This is a genomic window from Biformimicrobium ophioploci (assembly GCF_030270605.1).
GTDB lineage: Bacteria > Pseudomonadota > Gammaproteobacteria > Pseudomonadales > Cellvibrionaceae > Biformimicrobium > Biformimicrobium ophioploci.
In genome coordinates this window covers 1-18,038 of sequence record NZ_BSYJ01000009.1, presented here as the reverse complement: position 1 = coordinate 18,038, position 18,038 = coordinate 1, and the positions used below count along the sequence as shown (strand labels likewise).

Sequence of the window (18,038 nt, the reverse complement as noted above, 5' to 3'; positions counted from 1 at the left end):
AGCTCTGAGAAATGGCTGAAAAACAGAAAGAAGCGGTATCGGAAACACAGAAGAAAGATGCTCGCACGGCAATATGGGCGCTAGCAATAATCAATGGTTTCGCCCTGATCTTCTACTTGGCAGATGGCGGGATGCATGAATTTACGCTTGCAGCTTTGATTGCCCAAGGGTTTATTCTTGTATTTTGGTTGCTTCCGGTATTCTTCTATCAGAAAGCGGTCCAGAAGTTGCCTTATAAAGCGGCAGTTCTAAGGGCGCTGGCGTCATATAGACGCGCAATGGACAATGTGTCGTGGTAGCGCTACATAACAAATGGCTGCAGCCGACTCCATAAGCTTTGCTTCGCTTTTGTGATGTTCGCTGCGCTCACATTTTTACACAAAAGCTCTGCGCCGCTATGTCGCGCTGAGCCAGGCGTTATGTGTTCGGAGGAAGAATGGCAGAGGTACTCCTATTTGATTGGGGTGATACTCTTATGGTGGATTTCCCCAGTGCCTCTGGAAAGATGTACCTCTGGGAAAAGGTTGAGGCCGTTGAAGGAGCGGTTGCCGCGCTAGAAAAACTAGCGGCTGAGGCAGAAATATATATCGCAACTGGCGCCGCAGACTCAACGCCTCAAGAAATTGAATTGGCTTTCCAGCGCGTGGGGCTTGACCGCTATATTAGCGGTTACTTCTGCCAGCGGAACGTTGGCGTTGAGAAGGGCTCAGCTGCTTTTCTGCCGGCAATTTTAGAAGCTCTCGGTAAGCCAAAGGAGTCCGTGGCTGTAGTCGGAGATAGCTGGGAAAAAGACGTTGAGCCGGCAGTTGCCATTGGCCTACGGGCATACTGGCTGCATTCCGGTGGCGTGGAGCGTTCGCACCCGCTAGTGCGCCAGATCAGTACGTTGTCGGAGCTCAACACATGACAAATGGCTGCAGCCGACTCCATAAGCTTTGCTTCGCTTTTGTGATGTTCGCTGCGCTCACATTTTTACACAAAAGCTCTGCGCCGCTATGTCGCGCTGAGCCAGGCGTTATGCGTTTATACATTGATTGAAAAAAAGGGAGGTCTTATGGAAATATTACGTTTTTCAGAAGAGTTTGATCCGATTTCTTACCTGATTCACTCGGTATTCGGTATCTCAATCCTATTGTTCGGCGTTATAGCACTAGCAACCAAAAAAGGATCCTCCCTGCATAGATTAAGCGGGCGCATATTCTTATACTCAATGATAGTCGGGTTGCTTACATCAGTAATATTTCAAATCGAAAGGTTCTTTATTCCTAACCTGACACTGGCAATCCTACTAACTTCATCTCTGATTTTAAGTGCCATAATTTCTCTTAAAGTAGACTATAGAAAAAGTAGGAGGTTTTTCGTTGGAAATGGCATCTTCCTATTAGCATTAGCGCTTTGGATAACACGCGTATCGTATGAGCGTACTATTTCCAGTGATCAGGATTTTTCAGTGATCGTATTTCGGTTTGGTATAGGAGCATTTCCGCTCTACTTCTCTATTCGTGAATTTATGTATGCTTGGAGTTCCGAAAATAAAACTAAAAGAGAAATATTGATTCACCACATAGAGAGAATGACCTTTGTTTTTATGGTGGCAATTAGATCTCCATTTATTACATTTGCCAGTGGACGTGGCGTCAGTTTTTTCTATCTGCAATACAGTGCAACACTGATATGGCCACTACTGAACGCATACTTTTACTTAAAGTATATAAAGAGACGCAAACCTGTAAGCAAAGCTGAGGCGTTGGATGCTAGCTCCGGAGAGGCAGTTTCCGCATAACAAATGAATGAAGGCGACGCCTAAACCTTTGCTTCACTTTTGTGTTGCTCGCAGGCTCGCAAATTAACACAAAAGTGGCGCGTCGGTGCGGCGCCCCTTATCCAGGCGTTGAGGCTGTAGTAAAACTCTTAAAGTACGGTACTTTCGAGTAAAATTGGTGACATATTGATTAGGGGATATGTCGTGGGCAATTTTCGCAAGTACAGCTACAACCAGGACACTATGGTTGTCGTGAATTTTGAGGATCAGATCCAACCCGGTACCTTTGAATTCACCCTGCATCGCCTCGTTGAGGACAAGATCGACCTCTCCGCGTTCTACGAAAAGTACAATAATGATGAAGGCGGGAGCGCAGCCTACGACCCGGCCATCCTCCTCAAGATCATCCTGTTTGCCTACAGCAAGGGCATTACTTCCAGCCGCCAGATCCACTGGCATTGCAAGCACAACATCACATTCATGGCGCTGGCCTGCGGTTTTGCGCCGTGTTTTACCCGTATTGCCGCGTTTGTAAGCAGTTTTCCCGATGCCATTGAGTCTGTGTTCGAGCAGGTGCTGATGGTCTGTGACCAGCAGGGCTTGCTGGGCAAGGAGCTGTTTGCGATCGATGGCTGCAAGATGTCTTCCAATGCGAGCAAGGAGCATTCCGGCACGTTGAAGGAGCTCGGCAGCAAGCGTGACAAGATCCGCAAGCAGATCCGCCGCGCAATGGCGGAGCACAAGGCGCTGGATGGGCGCAAGCCGCAGGAGAAGGCGCGCAAGCAGCGTCTCAACCAGGCGATGGACACGCTGCAGAAGCACTTCGACAAGATCGATGCGTTCCTCAAGACAGCAGAGCCGCGCATGGGGCAGGGCAAGCAACGCAAGGAAGTCAAAAGCAATATCACCGATAACGAGTCGGCCAAGATGACCACCAGTAAGGGGACCATCCAGGGCTACAACGGCATTGCGGCCGTGGACAAAAAGCACCAGATCATCGTCGAGGCGCAGGCGTTCGGTGAGGGTCAGGAGCAGCATACGCTGAAGCCCGTACTGGACGGCATCAACCAGCGTTGCCGACGTGCCGGTGTGGGCGAGGATGTGATCGCGGAGCAGGTCATCGTCACTGCGGATACGGGTTTTTCCAATGCCGCCAACGATCGTTATCTCAAGGAAAATAACATCAACGCCTACATTCCCGACAACCAGTTCCGCTCGCGTGACAAGCGCTTCACAGGGCAGAAAGCGAAGTACGGCAAGCGCCATCAGGATACGGTGGTGGGTGTGAAGTCGGTGATCCCCGCCAGCGAGTTTGCGTTCGACAAGCGCAGCAAGTCCTGTGTGTGTCCGGCCGGCAACGCAATGATGCTGGTGCGCGAAGAAAATAATGGCGCGGGCAAACGGCGGCTGATGTTCGAGGGTCGCCTCACTGATTGTCGCCATTGCCCTTTAAAAGCGCAGTGCATGCGCAACCCGGCGGCGGCTGACACCCGCGATGGCCACGGCCGCCAGGTCTCCCTGACCTGGACCAATGGCAGGACGCCGAGCGACTGGATGAAGCATCGCGTCGACAGTGTCGAGGGCAAGACGATTTACGGTCATCGCATGTCGGTGGTGGAGCCGGTGTTCGGTAACATTGGCACCAACAAGCGCTTAAACCGCTTCTCTTTGCGTGGCCGCGAGAAAGTGCAGGGACAATGGCGCCTGTTTTGTTTGATACATAACATCGAAAAGCTGCAGCGTTACGGCGCAATGGGGTAATCCACAGGGTTATGCACTGCTGTGCGCGCGAAAACTGTGCCCAGTTCGCGTAACTAGTGATTATGTAAAATGGTTGTGGTTAAATCGTGAACAGGTGGGTGTTCGCGCTGTCTGCAGGCAGTTGTTTGTGAAGCGGCAGTACAGCTACGGGTTCGTTATGCATATAGGCTATTTACTTTTATTTTTCTAAGGAAATAGGGAATGTCCAACTTCTCCAGTGATGCTCAGTTCCGAACCCAAGGCGTTGGTGCTTCGCACGATACTAGTCCAGTCAAAAAGGGCTCGTGGCTATCCCGGAACTATTTTTTTAGTTCCAGCTTGGTGATCTTTGGCTGTACGGTAATCGGATTTTCGGATAACTTGTTGACCGACGTGGGGCAGCCCAGTAATAGTGATCCAAAGTTCATTATTCATGGCCTTTTCTGCTTTGCGTGGATGATGTTGCTGGTTGTCCAAACACACTTCATTCGGCAGCAAAATGTAGCGGCCCATCGTTCGATGGGTAAGTTTTTTGGCGCCGTTGCCGCTGGAGTTTTGCTGAGCACCTGGTATATCCAATTCCAACGCTTCGAAAGCTGGGGCGACACGTTCTTCCTGTCTAAGACCAACATCATCTTTATTTCCAGTTACGGTGCGTTGGTTATTGCAGCCTTTCTAAACCGAAGGCGACCGGAGCTGCATAAGCGGCTAATATTTTTGGCCACGCTCTACATGTTGGGTCCGATTGTCGACCGGGTTGGCGGAAACACGGGTATCAGCCCCTATGTGACCAATCCGGTTATTTGGAACGGAATGTTCCTGTCCTTTTTCGTTTATGATTGGAAAGTGAGAAAAGGGATTCACCCGATCACTTACTTGGGTTACCTGTGGTTTTGGGCTGTTTGGGCCATTGCGATTTTTAGCTGAAAGGGCTGGCTTCAGCTCCAATAGGAGGGTTGGGTGGTGGCGCAGCTTTGGCCGCGGCTGAACGCGGCGTTATGGCTTTGCGGGGTACCAATAACTATAAGGAGATTTATTTTGGATAGATATGCTGGATATACGTATGCAATAGCATCCTTTTTGATGCTGCTCGTAATGGTTGTTTCTATAGACGCAATCCACTCAACTGAACTTGAATGGGATATTAGGGTTGAGAATCTAAAAGCAAACTGGTTAGTGGCCGCCACGATTTGGCGGTTGGAGTTCATATGCGCTATCGCTTTAGGGTGGGCTTCTTTTCACTTCGCCAAAAATGAAAGTAGCTGGTATTTAGTAGGCATTGCCCACATTATTATGGCCGGCCTGTATGCGGTAATGCTCGGAGGCTACCCACAGGTCATGAGTGAAGAAGGCTATCGTATTTTATATTATGTGGGTCAATGGATTTTTGCCGTTTCAAATTTCTTATGGGTGTTTGGCATGGCTTTCGTGATTTCGAGGTTCTCCGGTTGGTTTAAGTACACAGGAACTATCCTGGCATCGGTATTGTCGTTAGCCTTTCTCGGTATATTTCTAGAAATTCTCACCTTTGAAGATCTAGCTTATGCAATGCCACTTTTAGTACTCATGTATATCTTTAATGGCTTGGTAGGTGTGAAAAATATACGGTCGCCACGTGATCCTGAGCAGGACGTGGAAGGGGAGCTAGATACATCGCCATAGCAGGCGCGTGAAGGAAGGCTCCATAAGGTTTGCTTCGCTTTTGTGATGTTCGCTGCGCTCACATTTTTACACAAAAGCTCTGCGTCGCTATGTCGCGCTGAGCCAGGCGTTAAATTTCCAAGTTACCCATGAAAAGTAGACACCTCACTACTATCAAAAATGCAACGTTTTGGAGCGATAGGGTAATCCACAGGTTTATGCGCGGCTGTACGGGTGAAAACTATGTACCCTTCGCGTAACTAGTGAATATGTAAAATGGTTGTGGTTAAATCCTGAGCATGTGGATAGGGAGGTCATCCGCGAAAGGCGATCCTGTACATCTGTTCCCATATAGGCTCGTTGCGTCAATTTGCCAGCAGAACTGTCGGAGGGAAGGGGTATGGATACGAGCTACGGAGTCGAAGAAGCTAATCGAGTCAAAGAAGGGGATGATTCCCAAAAGCCGGGGATTATGTTTCCCGCGTATAAAAACACGCACCTTTGGTTGCTGGTTCCGTTCCTGCTAGTTTTGGTTGGCTTTGTGCCCAGCTACTGGGCTAAGTTTTTTGACGCTCCATTTCGCCACCACTTACACGGAATTAGCGCGACCGCATGGTTTCTGATTCTCGTCTTTCAACCCTATCTGATCACCCGTGGTAGCAAGCAAAAGCATCGGTTCTACGGGCTGGTCTCTCTTTTTATTGCGGGCGGAGTGGTTTTTTCAGCGCTCAGCGTGGTCCCGTTCAATTTTTCCGGGAATATGCCGGATGTGCCGAAGTACGGGCTTACCTTCTTTGATTTGGTGATGGTTTCCGGCTTTTCCGTATCGGTGTTTATGGCCGTAAAGTCTGTTCGTGTCGTAGCGGACCATGCCAAATGGATGATTTCAACTGTATTCTGGTCGCTTATGCCGGGGCTGCTGCGGTTGATGATGGCTGTAACGGCAATTCTTGTTAATGGTGATCCCCGGCCGTACGCACCTTTTTTGCTTACGGTTTGTGGGCTGATAAATATTGTTGTGCTGGCCAGCCTTATGTATAGGTCCAGGCAGGCTCATCCCGCCTATATCCTTGCTGCAATCGGCAGCCTGCCATTGCTTTCTATCGAGTTCATAGCCGGTATGGAGTGGTGGATGACCGTGGCCGATGCATTGTTTTCCCCATAGATAGTCAAACCAGTGGCTTACCAGAGAGCGAGGGGCGACATAGCATGCCCCTCGTGGACGCTGAGGTTGATGGTAAATGGTGGAGCTCAATGAAGCATAATTGTGATCTTTTTTTCCGGCCCGCTCATAGACGGGATGCCGATCGGATTTCCAATCTCATTCTTACTCTTGGGCAGAGTTTCCTTTTCCCTGAATTTACCAGTGAGGGGCAGCGTACGTTCCAGAAATCTCACTCCCGTAGCGCGATTCGCAGGTTGATTGATTCAGACATTTCCTATGACTTGGCATTTTGCATGGGGCAGCTGGTTGGGCTCATAGGGATGCGGGATGTAAGCCATATTCACCACCTTTTCGTCTGCGAATCGCATCAGGGTAGTGGGGTCGCGAGTAAGCTGTGGAGCTTGGTCAGCAAGCAGCATAGAAATGAAGTGGAATACACAGTGAATGCGTCGCTCAATGCAGTGCCGGTCTATGAAGCCTTTGGCTTTGAGGTCGCGATGCCCCGGCAGGTGCACCGTGGCATCGTCTTTCAGCCGATGGTTCTCCGCCAGGGCAGAGACGCAGAGGCGTAATGTGGTAGTGAGCTATGGATTATTTGAAGATAAACCGGGATTCGTGGGACAAGCGCACTGCAGTCCATGTCGATTCCAGGTTTTATGATGTAGAAGGTTTTTTACGGGGTAAGCTTTCTCTTACCGACATCGAGTTGAAGGAGCTGGGTGGTGTCTCCGGGAAGAGCCTGCTCCACCTGCAGTGTCATTTCGGTCTGGACACACTTTCCTGGGCAAGGCTGGGGGCCGATGTGACGGGGGTCGATCTATCCCCAGCTGCAATTGACCAGGCGAAAGCGCTCGCTGATCAGGCGGGCCTGAAAGCTCACTTCATATGCTCGGACCTGTACGGGTTTGGTGAGTCATTACAAGCGCAGTTTGACGTGGTATTTACATCCTACGGTGCGCTGTGCTGGTTGCCGGACATTCAGCGCTGGGCGGATATTGTCGCAGGCAGCCTGAAAGAGGGCGGCACCTTCTATATTGCCGAATTCCACCCTTTCTACGATGTTTTGTCAGGGTATTCATATTTCCACCGCGATGAGCCGGATATAGAGGAAGAGAGTACCTATACGGAAAACGATACCGGCGACACATCTCCCCTGGTGACCTGGGCGCATCCGCTCAGCGATGTGGTCAACGCCCTGATAAGGGCTGGCATACGCATTGAGCAACTGAACGAGTATCCGTATAGCCCCTACAACTGCTTTGATGGCCTTGAAGAGCGGCAGGAGGGCAGGTTTTATCTGTCCCACAACGGGCAGGATGTGCCGTTGGTCTATACGATCAAAGGTATCAAAGGCGCATGATCGATATTTACCACCTCTGAATAGACGCAATGGCCCGTCGCTACCGAAGCATCGGTAGCAGATTGTGACAATCTTCCCTGAATTACCTTTAATAGCGATTAAGATGGATTGCTAGCGCATCACGCGTCTTCCAATTTTCAGCTACTTGAGGCACTGCCATGAGCAACCCGGTGATTGCTGACAGCAAGCCCGTAAAGGTGAGCCTGTCCAAGGGCGACGAGTACTATTTCTGTACTTGTGGCAGGTCAAAAAGCCAGCCGTTTTGCGATGGGTCCCACGCTGGTACCAAGTTTACCCCAAAGGTAATCGTTGCCGAGGAAGATGGAGGCGCATATCTATGCGCCTGTAAACATACCGGCAATACGCCGTATTGCGACGGCACCCACAAGAAATTCGATGACAATCAGGTGGGTAAGGAAGGCCCCGGGGTGGATATCTAGAGCTCGGATATCCCGGTGGCAGTGGCCACGCAGGAAGAGCCGCTAGTCGCTGTCATCCCCCGCCCTTCCGAGAAAGACCGGAAGGGTTGAATCATCGCTTTTCTTCTCCTTCGCCAATGAATCCGTAGAGTGAGCAGTCAGTATGCCAAGCGTATTTAGTCAGGGGCAGTCAATCTTCTTTGAGGATAGTGGTTCGGGCCCTCCTTTAGTCCTTCTGCACAGTTTTCTGTGTTCCGGCAAAATGTGGTGCAAGCAGGTACCGGTGCTCGCGCAGCAATATCGGGTGATCAATATCGACCTCCGCGGGCACGGTAGGTCAGGGGCGGTATCCCGACCTTTCTCCCTGTATGATCTTGTGATGGATGTGGTGGCGGTACTGGACTCGCTGGATATCCATCGGGCGGTCTGGTGCGGCCTTTCGATTGGCGGCATGGTGGCCATGCGCGCAGCGCTTGCCTGCCCGGACCGGGTTGCGGTGCTGGCACAGCTGTCACAAGTCCAAGTGCCCGCGCTGGTACTGGTGGGCGCGGAGGATAGCTCACTGCCGCCCCCGCTTTCCCGGCGGATACATGAGCAGCTGGCAGATTCCCGCTTGGTGCAGCTGCCCGCCGCTGGCCACCTGTCTGTACTGGAACAGGCGGATGCCGTAAACGCGGCGTTGCTCGATTTCCTCCCCCGATGCGGGGCTACCAGCGGTTGGTGATCCACGGGGTCTGGAAGGGCGCCAGGGTCATCGATGTCAGCATGTCATCGAAAGTGGCGTCGCTGATCGACCCTTTCACTGCTGCCTGGCTGCTGCTGAGTCTTTTTGCGGCGATACACCTGATAGGATCTGCCCGAAAAAATAATTTTTGAGTGGAAACTGATTTATGAAGATTGCAACTTCTCATGAAATTGCCGGTTACACCATTACGGAGACCCTGGATGTTGTGAGTGGCAATATTGTCCAGTCCAAGCATGTGGGCCGGGATATCATGGCCGGGCTCAAGACCATTATCGGCGGTGAGATTGCCGGGTATACGGAAATGCTGGCCGAAGCGCGCAGCAAGGCACAACGCCGTATGATCGAGGAGGCCGAGGCCATGGGCGCGGATGCGATCGTCAATATGCGTTTTACGTCCTCGGCCATCATGCAGGGGATGTCGGAAATCCTGGCCTATGGTACGGCCGTGAAACTCAGGAAAAGCTGAGAGTGTCAGCGTAGGCAATGATTTTTGAATTAGGGGAAGGGCGCAGGTGAAGACGCAATTTGATGCATTCCTGAAAACTGGGAAGCCGCTGATTATTGACGGGGGGTTGGCGACTCAACTAGAGGCGCAGGGTTGCAGCCTGAATGATGCGCTGTGGTCCGCACGGTTACTTCGTGACGATCCGCAGGCCATCGTCGATGCGCACCGGGCCTATTTTGAAGCAGGTGCATGCTGTGCGATTTCGGCAAGTTACCAGGCGACGGTTTCTGGATTCACATCGCTCGGGATGTCCGTCGAGGATGCCGAAGCTTTGATATTGCGTTCCGTGGAGTTGGCAATTATTGCGCGAGACCAGTTCCTGCGCGCCCATCCCGAGAACAAGGAAGGTTTACTGATTGCTGCGAGCATCGGCCCGTTCGGGGCCGCACGCGGAGATGGTTCCGAATACACTGGGAACTATGGTGTTTCTGATGCAGAAATTGCAGAGTTTCATCGGGCAAGGCTCGCTCTGCTTGACCAGAGTGAAGCGGATATCCTGGCCTGTGAAACTATCCCCAGCCTTCAGGAAGCCAGGGTGCTCGCTAAGCTTTTACAGGACATGCAAACCCCGGCATGGGTGGCGTTTTCCTGCAGGGATGGGCGATGCCTGAATGACGGCACTCCGATTACCGAGGTGGCAAAACTATTTGAGGGGCACCCGCGTGTACGGGCTATTGGTGTCAACTGTACTTCACCGGCTTATATTGACGGCTTAATCGCCGAGATCCACGCGGTGGCCCCGGAAAGATGCGTGGTTGTGTATCCAAACTCCGGCGAGACTTACTGTGCCGATCACAAGACCTGGCATGGTACCAGTAGCCCGGTGGAGTGCGGGGATGCAGCGGGAAGATGGTATCGCAGCGGTGCAAGTATAATTGGGGGTTGCTGCCGAATGGGGCCTGAGCATATCGCGCGTATTAAGAAGCGGTGCGAGGATTTGTCCGGTGAGCGGACTCGCTAAACGTCTTATAGAGAGGTTGGTAGAAAACCGGTACGCTTGAGGTATAAGAACCAGAAAGGGTGCCCGAGGTGACCGGCAAGCCAGCACTTTTACTCCTGGGCCTGCTGTATGTGGGCCTGCTGTTCGCCATTGCCTGGCGAGCGAATCGGCGTGGGGAAGCCATCAACCGTCACTGGCCGCTGATCTATGCGTTGGGCCTCGCGGTTTACTGCAGCTCCTGGACTTTCTTCGGCGGGGTGGGGCAGTCCCTGGCCAATACCTGGAGCTACCTGCCGATTTACCTCGGCCCAATCCTGTTGTTTGTGTTTGGTGCCGGCCTTCTGCGCAAGCTGGTGGTGGTGGGTGAGCGCCAGAAAATCACTTCCATCGCCGATTTTATCGGCTCCCGTTACGGCAAGAGTCGCAGCCTTTCCGCGCTGGTGACCATTCTCGCCATTGGCGGAACCCTGCCATACATCGCCCTGCAGCTGCGTGCAATTTCCATGGCCTGGGAAACGCTGGGCCAGGACACGGCGCAGCCGAGCTTTATGGATGTCGACACGGCTCTCGCCACGGCGATCCTGCTGGGTGTCTTCGCTGTCCTGTTTGGTACGCGCCATCTCGAGGGGCGCGAGCGCAACCGGGGAGTGGTTACGGCGATCGCGTTTGAGTCCATTGTGAAGGTGGCCGCGTTCGCCGCCGTCGCCTGTCTGGCCTGCTGGCTGCTACTGGAAGAGAAGATGCTCAATGGTGCGCTCGCCCCGCGCCACTGGGATCCACTCATCCCGGATGCCAACTTCCTGACCCAGACGTTGCTCGCTTCCGTTGCCATCCTGTGCCTGCCGCGCCAGTTCCATATGGCGGTGGTGGAGTACCAGGGCGAGCGCGATATCCAGACGGCACGCTGGCTGCTGCCGCTGTACCTGATCCTGTTCTCGGTGCTGATCCTGCCTATTTCCATGGCCGGGCAGCCGCTGCTGGCGTCGGGCCTCGGCGACCCGGACAGCCTGGTGCTGACCCTGCCGATGAACAGCGGCCATGAGATCGTGGCACTGCTGGCCTACCTGGGCGGTTTTTCTGCCGCGACCGGGATGGTGGTGGTGGCTGCGATCACCCTGTCGATCATGATTTCCAATGAGCTGGTGGCGCCCATCTGGCTGATGCTGAGCCGCTTTACCCGGCTGTCTGCCGTATCGCTCGGCAACTACCTCCGTCAGGTGCGCGCTGTCAGCATTATGGCGCTGGTACTGCTGGGGTGGGTCATGCACCGTGCCCTGACCGGGCTGGAAACCCTGGCGCCGATCGGTTTGCTTTCGTTTGCTGCGGCGGCGCAGCTGGCGCCCGCGCTGGTTGGTGGTCTCTACTGGCGGCGCGCGCACCGCCTGGGCGTGTGGGCTGGTATGACTGCCGGCTATGCGGTGTGGTTCTACTGCCTGGTGATGCCGGCCATCTACCCGCAGCACCCGGTGCTGGAGGCGGGCTTCGCCGGGATTGGCTGGCTGCGACCGCAGCACATGTTTGGCCTCGAGGGGCTGGACCCGCTGAGCCACGGGGTATTCTGGAGCCTGCTGTTTAACGTGGGCCTGTTTGTGCTGTTCTCCCTGTTTGCGCCGGTGGAGAACCGCGACCTGCGCCAGGCCGCAGCGTTTGTGGGCCGTGACGAGAAGGTGCGTGATGAGCGTCGCGAGCTGGCTCTCACCAATATCCAGATGGGCCGCCTGCGTAGCCTGATGGAGCCGTTTATCGGGCGCGACCGGATCGACCAGATCTGGCAGGGTTTTGAATTGCGTGCGCGGCAGCGACTGTTCCCCGATGACCATGCGCCGCGTTTTGCGGTGCGCGAATCCGAGGCGCTGCTGGCGAGCATTGTGGGCTCCGCGACAGCGCAAGAAGTCATGGGCCTGCTGAAGAAAAAGCGTCCGCTGCAGGTAGAGGATATCGCTCGCCTGGTGGATGGCACCTCTCAGAAGCTGCGCTTCAGCCAGGAGCTGCTGCAGACCACGGTTGAAACCATCAGCCAGGGCATCAGCGTGGTGGATGCGGACCTGCGCCTGGTGGCGTGGAACCAGCAGTACATCGATATGTTCGAGTACCCGCGGCGCCTGCTGTATATCGGTTGCCCGGTGGAAACCCTGTACCGCCACAACGCCGAGCGCGGCCTGTACGGTGATGTATCCGGCAACATGGATGCCGAAGTGCAGCGCCGGCTGGACCTGCTGCGCCATGGCAGCGCGCACCGCTTTGAGCGGCGCCTGCCCAACGGCATTATTGTCGAGGTGCGTGGCACGCCGATGCCCGGCGGTGGCTTCGTCACCACCTTTACCGATATCAGTGACTTTCGTGCGGTGGTGGATGCGCTGGAAGAAAACCAGCGCACCCTGGAGCAGCGTGTGGTGGAGCGCACGGCCAAAGTGCAGGAGTTGCACGCGGCCAAGTCCCGTTTCCTGGCGCACACCAGCCACGATTTGTTACAGCCGATCAATGCAGCGCGCCTGTTTATCACTTCCGCGCTACAGAAATCTGCCGCTGGCGGCGACCCTGCGCTGCAGGACGACCTGGGCAATATCGACAGTGCGCTCGGTTCGGCGGAGCAACTGATCGGTGCGTTACGTGAGATCAGCCGGCTGGATTCGGGCAAGATGAGCCCGCAGCGGGAGCACTTCCCGCTGCATGAACTGCTCGACGGGCTGGCTTCTGAGTTCCACGCTATTGCGGCGTCGCGCGGGCTTCGGCTGCACTATGTACGCAGCGCTGCGTGGGTGTACAGCGACAGGCACTTGTTGCGCCGGATCCTGCAGAACTTCATCAGCAATGCACTGCACTATACGACGCGGGGCAGGGTGCTGATCGGGGTGCGTAACCGCGGTGATGAGCTGGAGTTGCAGGTCTGGGATACCGGACCCGGTATTGCCCCGGAAGCGCAGCAACAGATATTCGACGAGTTTGTGCGCCTGTCCGGCACCGACCGTGCCGCTGACAAGGGGCTCGGCCTCGGCCTCGCAATCGCGAAGCGCAGTGCGGATTTGCTCGAACATCGTATACACCTTTCCTCTGTACCCGGACGCGGGGCTATGTTCTCCATCAGGGTGCCGCGCGGGGAGCCGCACGCAGTGCCGCAGAGAGACGCTAACCAGGCCGGTAACCTTGCGGTTGGTGGACTTGAGGGCGTTGGCGTGCTCTGTATCGACAATGAGGATGTGATCCTGCGCGGCATGCAGAGCCTGCTCAGTGGCTGGGGTTGCCGGGTCTGGGTTGCGCGTACGGCCAGTGAGGCGCTGCTGGCGCTGGGTGAAAAGGAACCGCAGCTGGTGGTGGTGGATTACCACCTGGACCGGGGCGAAACCGGGCTGCAGGCATTGCAGTTGTTGACCCAATACTGGCAGCGCCAGATGCCGGGCATACTGGTCAGTGCGGATATTTCCGAGGAGGTACGCGAGGGTGCCGCGGCGGCCGGACTCTACTACCTGGCCAAGCCGGTCAAACCGGCGGCGCTGCGTAACCTGCTCAGGCGCCTGGCGCGCCAGGTCGTTGCGGAAAAAGAGTAAAGCAGGGCATTCGATTGGAGGAGAGTCGGTAGGAAGAGTGTCGGTCGGGGGAGCGGGGCGCCGGATCAGACCGGCGCCGGCTGGGGCGTAAACTGTCCCGGTTCTTCCACTTCCAGGCTGTTGATGGCCAGCACCGCCTGGGTGCGGGAATGTACGCTCAGTTTGCGGAACAGGGCGGTCAGGTGGGCCTTTACCGTGGCCTCTGAAATTTTCATTTCGTAGGCGATCTGCTTGTTCAACAGGCCACCCGCGAGCATGGTAGCCACACGGAACTGTTGAGGAGTGAGGGTGGCCATGACCTCCGCCACATCACTGCCGTTCTGCTGGTCCCGCTTGTACTGCTCGGCAACCCCGGCGGGCAGCCAGACTTCACCGGCGAGTGCTGTATTGATTGCCTCCGCAATGGTTTCCACCGGGGCGGACTTGGGCAGGAAACCACAGGCGCCGTACTCGATGGCGCGGCACATGACCTCCGGTTTTTCATTGGCGGATACCACCATCACTGGCAGCTCCGGGAACTGGCCGCTGATAAAGGCCAGCCCGCTGAAGCCGAGGCTGCCCGGCATGTGCAGGTCCAGCAGGATTAGATCGCAATCGCGGTGGCTCGCCACGCACTGCTGCAGGGTTTCCATATCCTGTGCTTCGTGGATTTCTGTATCCGGGAAACTGCGTTCCAGTGCCTGCCTGAGCGCATTCCTGAACAGCGGATGGTCATCTGCGATGATGAACTTGTGCGCCTGTTGTCCGAAAGTTGTATCCATCCGTTCTCTCATTCTTATTCTTCGGGATTCTTATTGTCTGGTTTTTTATTGTTAGAGATTAACCCAAGGGTAACGGCATTTTATGGGGCCGGTAAAGTGCCGACCCTTGATCCTGATCAGGGGTACCAGTTATTCCCCCGCATGCAAAAAAGGCGACGCACTGAGTGTGCGCCGCCAAAAGGATGAACAATCCCGAGACCTACTTTTGGCCCGCCGCAGTCCTTACGCCGGCTGGCCCAGCGCGTTGTGGTTGCTGATCAGCTGCTCCACCACAGCCGGGTCCGCCAGGGTGGAAATATCGCCGAGCTGGTCGAACTCGTTCGCGGCTATCTTGCGCAGGATACGGCGCATGATTTTGCCGGAGCGGGTCTTGGGCAGGCCGGGCGACCACTGGATCACATCCGGTGTGGCAATGGGGCCGATTTCCTGGCGCAGCCAGTTGCGTACCGCAAGGCGCATCTCCTCATTTGGCTCCTCACCGGCATTGAGGGTGATGTAGGCGTAGATGCCCTGGCCCTTGATGTCGTGTGGGAACCCGACCACTGCCGCCTCGGCGATGGACGGGTGGGCCACCAGTGCGCTTTCCAGCTCTGCCGTGCCCATGCGGTGCCCGGAAACATTGAGTACGTCGTCGACCCGGCCGGTGATCCAGTAATAGTTGTCCTCATCGCGGCGCGCGCCGTCGCCGGTGAAGTACATGCCGGCAAAAGTGCTGAAATAGGTATCGATAAAGCGCTGGTGGTCGCCAAATACTGTGCGCATCTGGCCAGGCCAGCTGTCCAGGATAACCAGGTTGCCCTCGGTGGCGCCCTCGAGGATATTGCCTTCACCATCGACCAGTGCCGGTTGAATACCGAACATAGGGCGGGTGGCAGAGCCGGGTTTCAGCGGTGTGGCACCGGGCATGGGCGTCAGCATGGCAGCGCCGGTTTCTGTCTGCCACCAGGTGTCCACGATTGGACACTGGCTGCGGCCGAAGGTGCGGTAATACCACTTCCATGCCTCCGGGTTGATCGGTTCGCCTACGGTGCCGAGCAGGCGCAGGCTCTCCAGGCTCGCACCTTCGACCGGCTTGTCACCCTCGGCCATCAGCGCGCGGATGGCGGTGGGAGCGATGTAGAGGATATCGATCTGGTGCTCGTCAACGACCTGGGCCACGCGGCGCACGTCCGGGTAGTTGGGCACGCCCTCGTACATCACGGTGGTGCCGCCGTTGGCGAGCGGCGCATAGATGACATAGGAGTGGCCCGTGATCCAGCCCACGTCCGCCGCGCACCAGAATTTCTCGCCGCGGCGATAGTCGAACACGTACTGATGGGTGAGGGAGGCATAGGTCAGGTAGCCGCCGCTGGTATGCAGCACGCCCTTGGGTTTGCCGGTGGAGCCCGAGGTGTAGAGGATAAACAGCGGGTCTTCCGCGCCCATTTCCTCGGCCGGGCATTCCGCGTCCTGCGCCGCGAGCAGCTTGCCATAGTCGACATCGCGACCTTCCTGCCACGGGGTTTCGTCATCGGTGCAATTCACAACCACCACGTTTTCTATGCTGGTTTCCTTGCACAGGGCGATGGCCTTGTCGACGTTCTGCTTCAGCACCACGGAGCGGCCACCGCGGCGGCCGGCATTGGCGGTGATAATCACTCTGGAGCCGCCATCGTCCATGCGTCCGGCCAGGGCCTCCGGGGAGAAGCCCGCGAACACGACCGAGTGGATGGCGCCGATACGGGCACAGGCCAGCATGGCCACGGCGGCCTGCGGGATCATCGGCAGATAAATGGTGACCACGTCCCCGCGCTTGACGCCGAGGGACTTGAGGCCGTTGGCGAACAGGCTCACTTCGGCATGCAGCTCGCGGTAACTGATTTCGCGGGACTGGCCCGGCTCGTCGCCCACCCACAGGATGGCGGTATCGTCGCCGCGCTCCGCCAGGTGGCGATCGAGGCAGTTGGCAGACACATTCAGGGTACCGTCCGCATACCAGCGGATATGCAGGTCTTCCTTGTTGTAGGAAACATCCTTTACCTGCGTGTAGGGCTTGATCCAGTCAAGGCGCTGGCCCTGTTCACGCCAGAAGGCTTCGTTGTCATGGATGGAGCGGTTGTAGAGTTCGAGATAGCCCTCCTCGTCGAGCAAGGTGTTTTCAAGGTAGGTATCGGGAACCGGGTAGACAGATGGGTTTGACACTGTAGTAGACCTCGCTGGTTTTGCGACTTGGCCTCTATTCTGGCATCGGTCCAGCGACCTGGTTAATTAGACATTTGTCGATAGATTTCACAGGGTGTTTAGACATTGGTCTAGGTCCGGGGCGATTTAGACTAATGGTTAATACCTTCCCTTGCCTGCTCAGGCTTAACTGGCCATCAGTTGTAAATTCTAATGAACGGAGCAATGAGAGGGAGAGGTTATGACCACAGAGAAAAGAATAAGTTTGGCTCGCCTCCCGGCGGCTATCCTGGCGGCGACGGTTGCGGCTGGTTGTGGCACCGCGGCATATGCCCAGGATGCAACTGTACAGAAAACAGCTGGGCAGCCCAGCGCGGAGGAGCTGCAGCTCAAGATTGAAGAGTTGCAGGCCCAGGTAAAACGCCTCGCGGAGGAAACCGCTGCGATCAAGGAGAATCCGGAGCCGCAGGCCAAACCAGCCAGTGGCGGGACTACCTACCAGTTTGGTGGCTTCGTGAAGATGGATAGCGCCATCAGCGATTACTCCGATGGCACCAATGCCACCGCGGGTATCGGCGAGGACTTCCTCGTCGCTTCCACCATCCCGGTGGGCGGTGAAAGCGGCGATGCCAAGTTCCACGCACATGCAAAGACCAGCCGCCTGTTCTTCAAGTCTTCCACCGACCTCGGCGGCGGCAGTGCGGTCAAGACCCATATCGAGATCGACGCGATCGCGAGCGGGCAGGGCGATGAGCGCATCAGTAACTCCTACTCCCAGCGTCTGCGCCACGCATTCGTGGACTGGCAGATCGATGCCAACCGCAGCCTGCTGGCCGGCCAGAGCTGGTCCACTTTCTTCAATGTGGGTGCGCTGCCGGAAGGCATGGACTTCGTGGGCCCGGTGGGCACTATCTTTGAGCGCCAGCCGCAGCTGCGCTACACCCACAAAATTGGTAGTGGCAGCATCCAGATTGCTGCGGAAAACCCGGCCACCACGCTCTACAACGGCACCCAGAACCCGTACGACGACAATAGCTCCCCCGATATCGTGCTGCGCTACAACAACTCGCTGGGTGGCCTGAACTACTCCGTCGCTTCCATGAGCCGTGAACTGGCCTACGAAGTGGGTACTGATCGCGAGTCCAAGCGCGGTTACGCCATCAGCCTTTCCGGTAAGTACCAGTTCGGCAAGGACGATATCCGCTTTATGTACAACTACGGCAATGCGATCGGCCGCTATATGGGTCTGAACGCTTTCCGCGGCGGCGCCATTGATGCAAGCGGTGACATCGACC

Annotated in this window: 17 protein-coding genes; 15 read left to right on the top strand and 2 right to left on the bottom strand. The window is 55.8% G+C overall.

Annotated features, from left to right (window positions below):
* The first annotated feature begins 11 nt into the window (after positions 1–11).
* The 14 genes from QSJ80_RS15420 to QSJ80_RS15355 all read left to right on the top strand — a co-directional run bounded on the left by QSJ80_RS15420 (position 12) and on the right by QSJ80_RS15355 (position 13,822).
* Entirely contained in the window at positions 12–299 is a 288-nt protein-coding gene (locus QSJ80_RS15420) for a hypothetical protein (RefSeq protein WP_285765363.1), read from the top strand.
* A gap of 137 nt (positions 300–436) precedes the next feature.
* The gene (locus QSJ80_RS15415) at positions 437–907 is read left to right on the top strand and encodes an HAD family hydrolase (RefSeq protein WP_285765362.1); all 471 of its coding nucleotides are present in this window, start codon (positions 437–439) and stop codon (positions 905–907) included.
* Between the two features lie 147 nt (positions 908–1,054).
* Complete coding sequence (locus QSJ80_RS15410) at positions 1,055–1,783, top strand: DUF2306 domain-containing protein (RefSeq protein WP_285765361.1); 729 nt, start codon at positions 1,055–1,057, stop codon at positions 1,781–1,783.
* A gap of 183 nt (positions 1,784–1,966) precedes the next feature.
* Complete coding sequence (locus tag QSJ80_RS15405) at positions 1,967–3,523, top strand: transposase (protein WP_285765360.1); 1,557 nt, start codon at positions 1,967–1,969, stop codon at positions 3,521–3,523.
* 201 nt (positions 3,524–3,724) lie between these two features.
* Entirely contained in the window at positions 3,725–4,429 is a 705-nt protein-coding gene (locus QSJ80_RS15400) for a hypothetical protein (protein ID WP_285765359.1), read from the top strand.
* Positions 4,430–4,540: 111 nt separating this feature from the next.
* Positions 4,541–5,164 carry a hypothetical protein gene (locus tag QSJ80_RS15395; RefSeq protein ID WP_285765358.1) on the top strand — a complete coding sequence of 208 codons (624 nt, stop codon included), beginning with the start codon at positions 4,541–4,543 and terminating at the stop codon, positions 5,162–5,164.
* A 379-nt stretch (positions 5,165–5,543) separates the two neighbouring features.
* The gene (locus QSJ80_RS15390; protein WP_285765357.1) at positions 5,544–6,308 is read left to right on the top strand and encodes a hypothetical protein; all 765 of its coding nucleotides are present in this window, start codon (positions 5,544–5,546) and stop codon (positions 6,306–6,308) included.
* Between the two features lie 44 nt (positions 6,309–6,352).
* Complete coding sequence (locus QSJ80_RS15385) at positions 6,353–6,880, top strand: GNAT family N-acetyltransferase (protein WP_285765356.1); 528 nt, start codon at positions 6,353–6,355, stop codon at positions 6,878–6,880.
* A 14-nt stretch (positions 6,881–6,894) separates the two neighbouring features.
* The gene (locus QSJ80_RS15380) at positions 6,895–7,668 is read left to right on the top strand and encodes a class I SAM-dependent methyltransferase (protein WP_285765355.1); all 774 of its coding nucleotides are present in this window, start codon (positions 6,895–6,897) and stop codon (positions 7,666–7,668) included.
* 158 nt (positions 7,669–7,826) lie between these two features.
* On the top strand, positions 7,827–8,108 hold the full coding sequence (locus QSJ80_RS15375) for a CDGSH iron-sulfur domain-containing protein (protein WP_285765354.1): 282 nt from the start codon (positions 7,827–7,829) through the stop codon (positions 8,106–8,108).
* Between the two features lie 142 nt (positions 8,109–8,250).
* Positions 8,251–8,811, top strand: a complete 561-nt coding sequence (locus QSJ80_RS15370) for an alpha/beta fold hydrolase (RefSeq protein WP_285765353.1) — start codon at positions 8,251–8,253, stop codon at positions 8,809–8,811.
* A gap of 166 nt (positions 8,812–8,977) precedes the next feature.
* Positions 8,978–9,298, top strand: coding sequence for a YbjQ family protein (locus QSJ80_RS15365; protein ID WP_285765352.1), 321 nt, complete (start codon positions 8,978–8,980; stop codon positions 9,296–9,298).
* A gap of 46 nt (positions 9,299–9,344) precedes the next feature.
* On the top strand, positions 9,345–10,298 hold the full coding sequence (gene mmuM / locus QSJ80_RS15360) for a homocysteine S-methyltransferase (protein WP_285765351.1): 954 nt from the start codon (positions 9,345–9,347) through the stop codon (positions 10,296–10,298).
* A gap of 68 nt (positions 10,299–10,366) precedes the next feature.
* Complete coding sequence (locus QSJ80_RS15355) at positions 10,367–13,822, top strand: hybrid sensor histidine kinase/response regulator (RefSeq protein WP_285765350.1); 3,456 nt, start codon at positions 10,367–10,369, stop codon at positions 13,820–13,822.
* A gap of 65 nt (positions 13,823–13,887) precedes the next feature.
* Here QSJ80_RS15355 and QSJ80_RS15350 read toward each other — a convergent pair whose 3' ends face one another.
* Together QSJ80_RS15350 and acs are read right to left on the bottom strand one after the other, a co-directional pair.
* Positions 13,888–14,583, bottom strand: coding sequence for a response regulator transcription factor (locus QSJ80_RS15350; RefSeq protein ID WP_285765349.1), 696 nt, complete (start codon positions 14,581–14,583; stop codon positions 13,888–13,890).
* 222 nt (positions 14,584–14,805) lie between these two features.
* A complete protein-coding gene (gene acs, locus QSJ80_RS15345; protein ID WP_285765348.1) occupies positions 14,806–16,764 on the bottom strand; it encodes an acetate--CoA ligase in 1,959 nt (652 codons plus the stop codon).
* A 244-nt stretch (positions 16,765–17,008) separates the two neighbouring features.
* Between acs and QSJ80_RS15340 the strand changes: the two genes are divergently transcribed.
* Positions 17,009–18,038 (top strand): DcaP family trimeric outer membrane transporter (locus QSJ80_RS15340; RefSeq protein WP_285765347.1); only part of this gene is annotated, 1,030 nt, incomplete at its 3' end.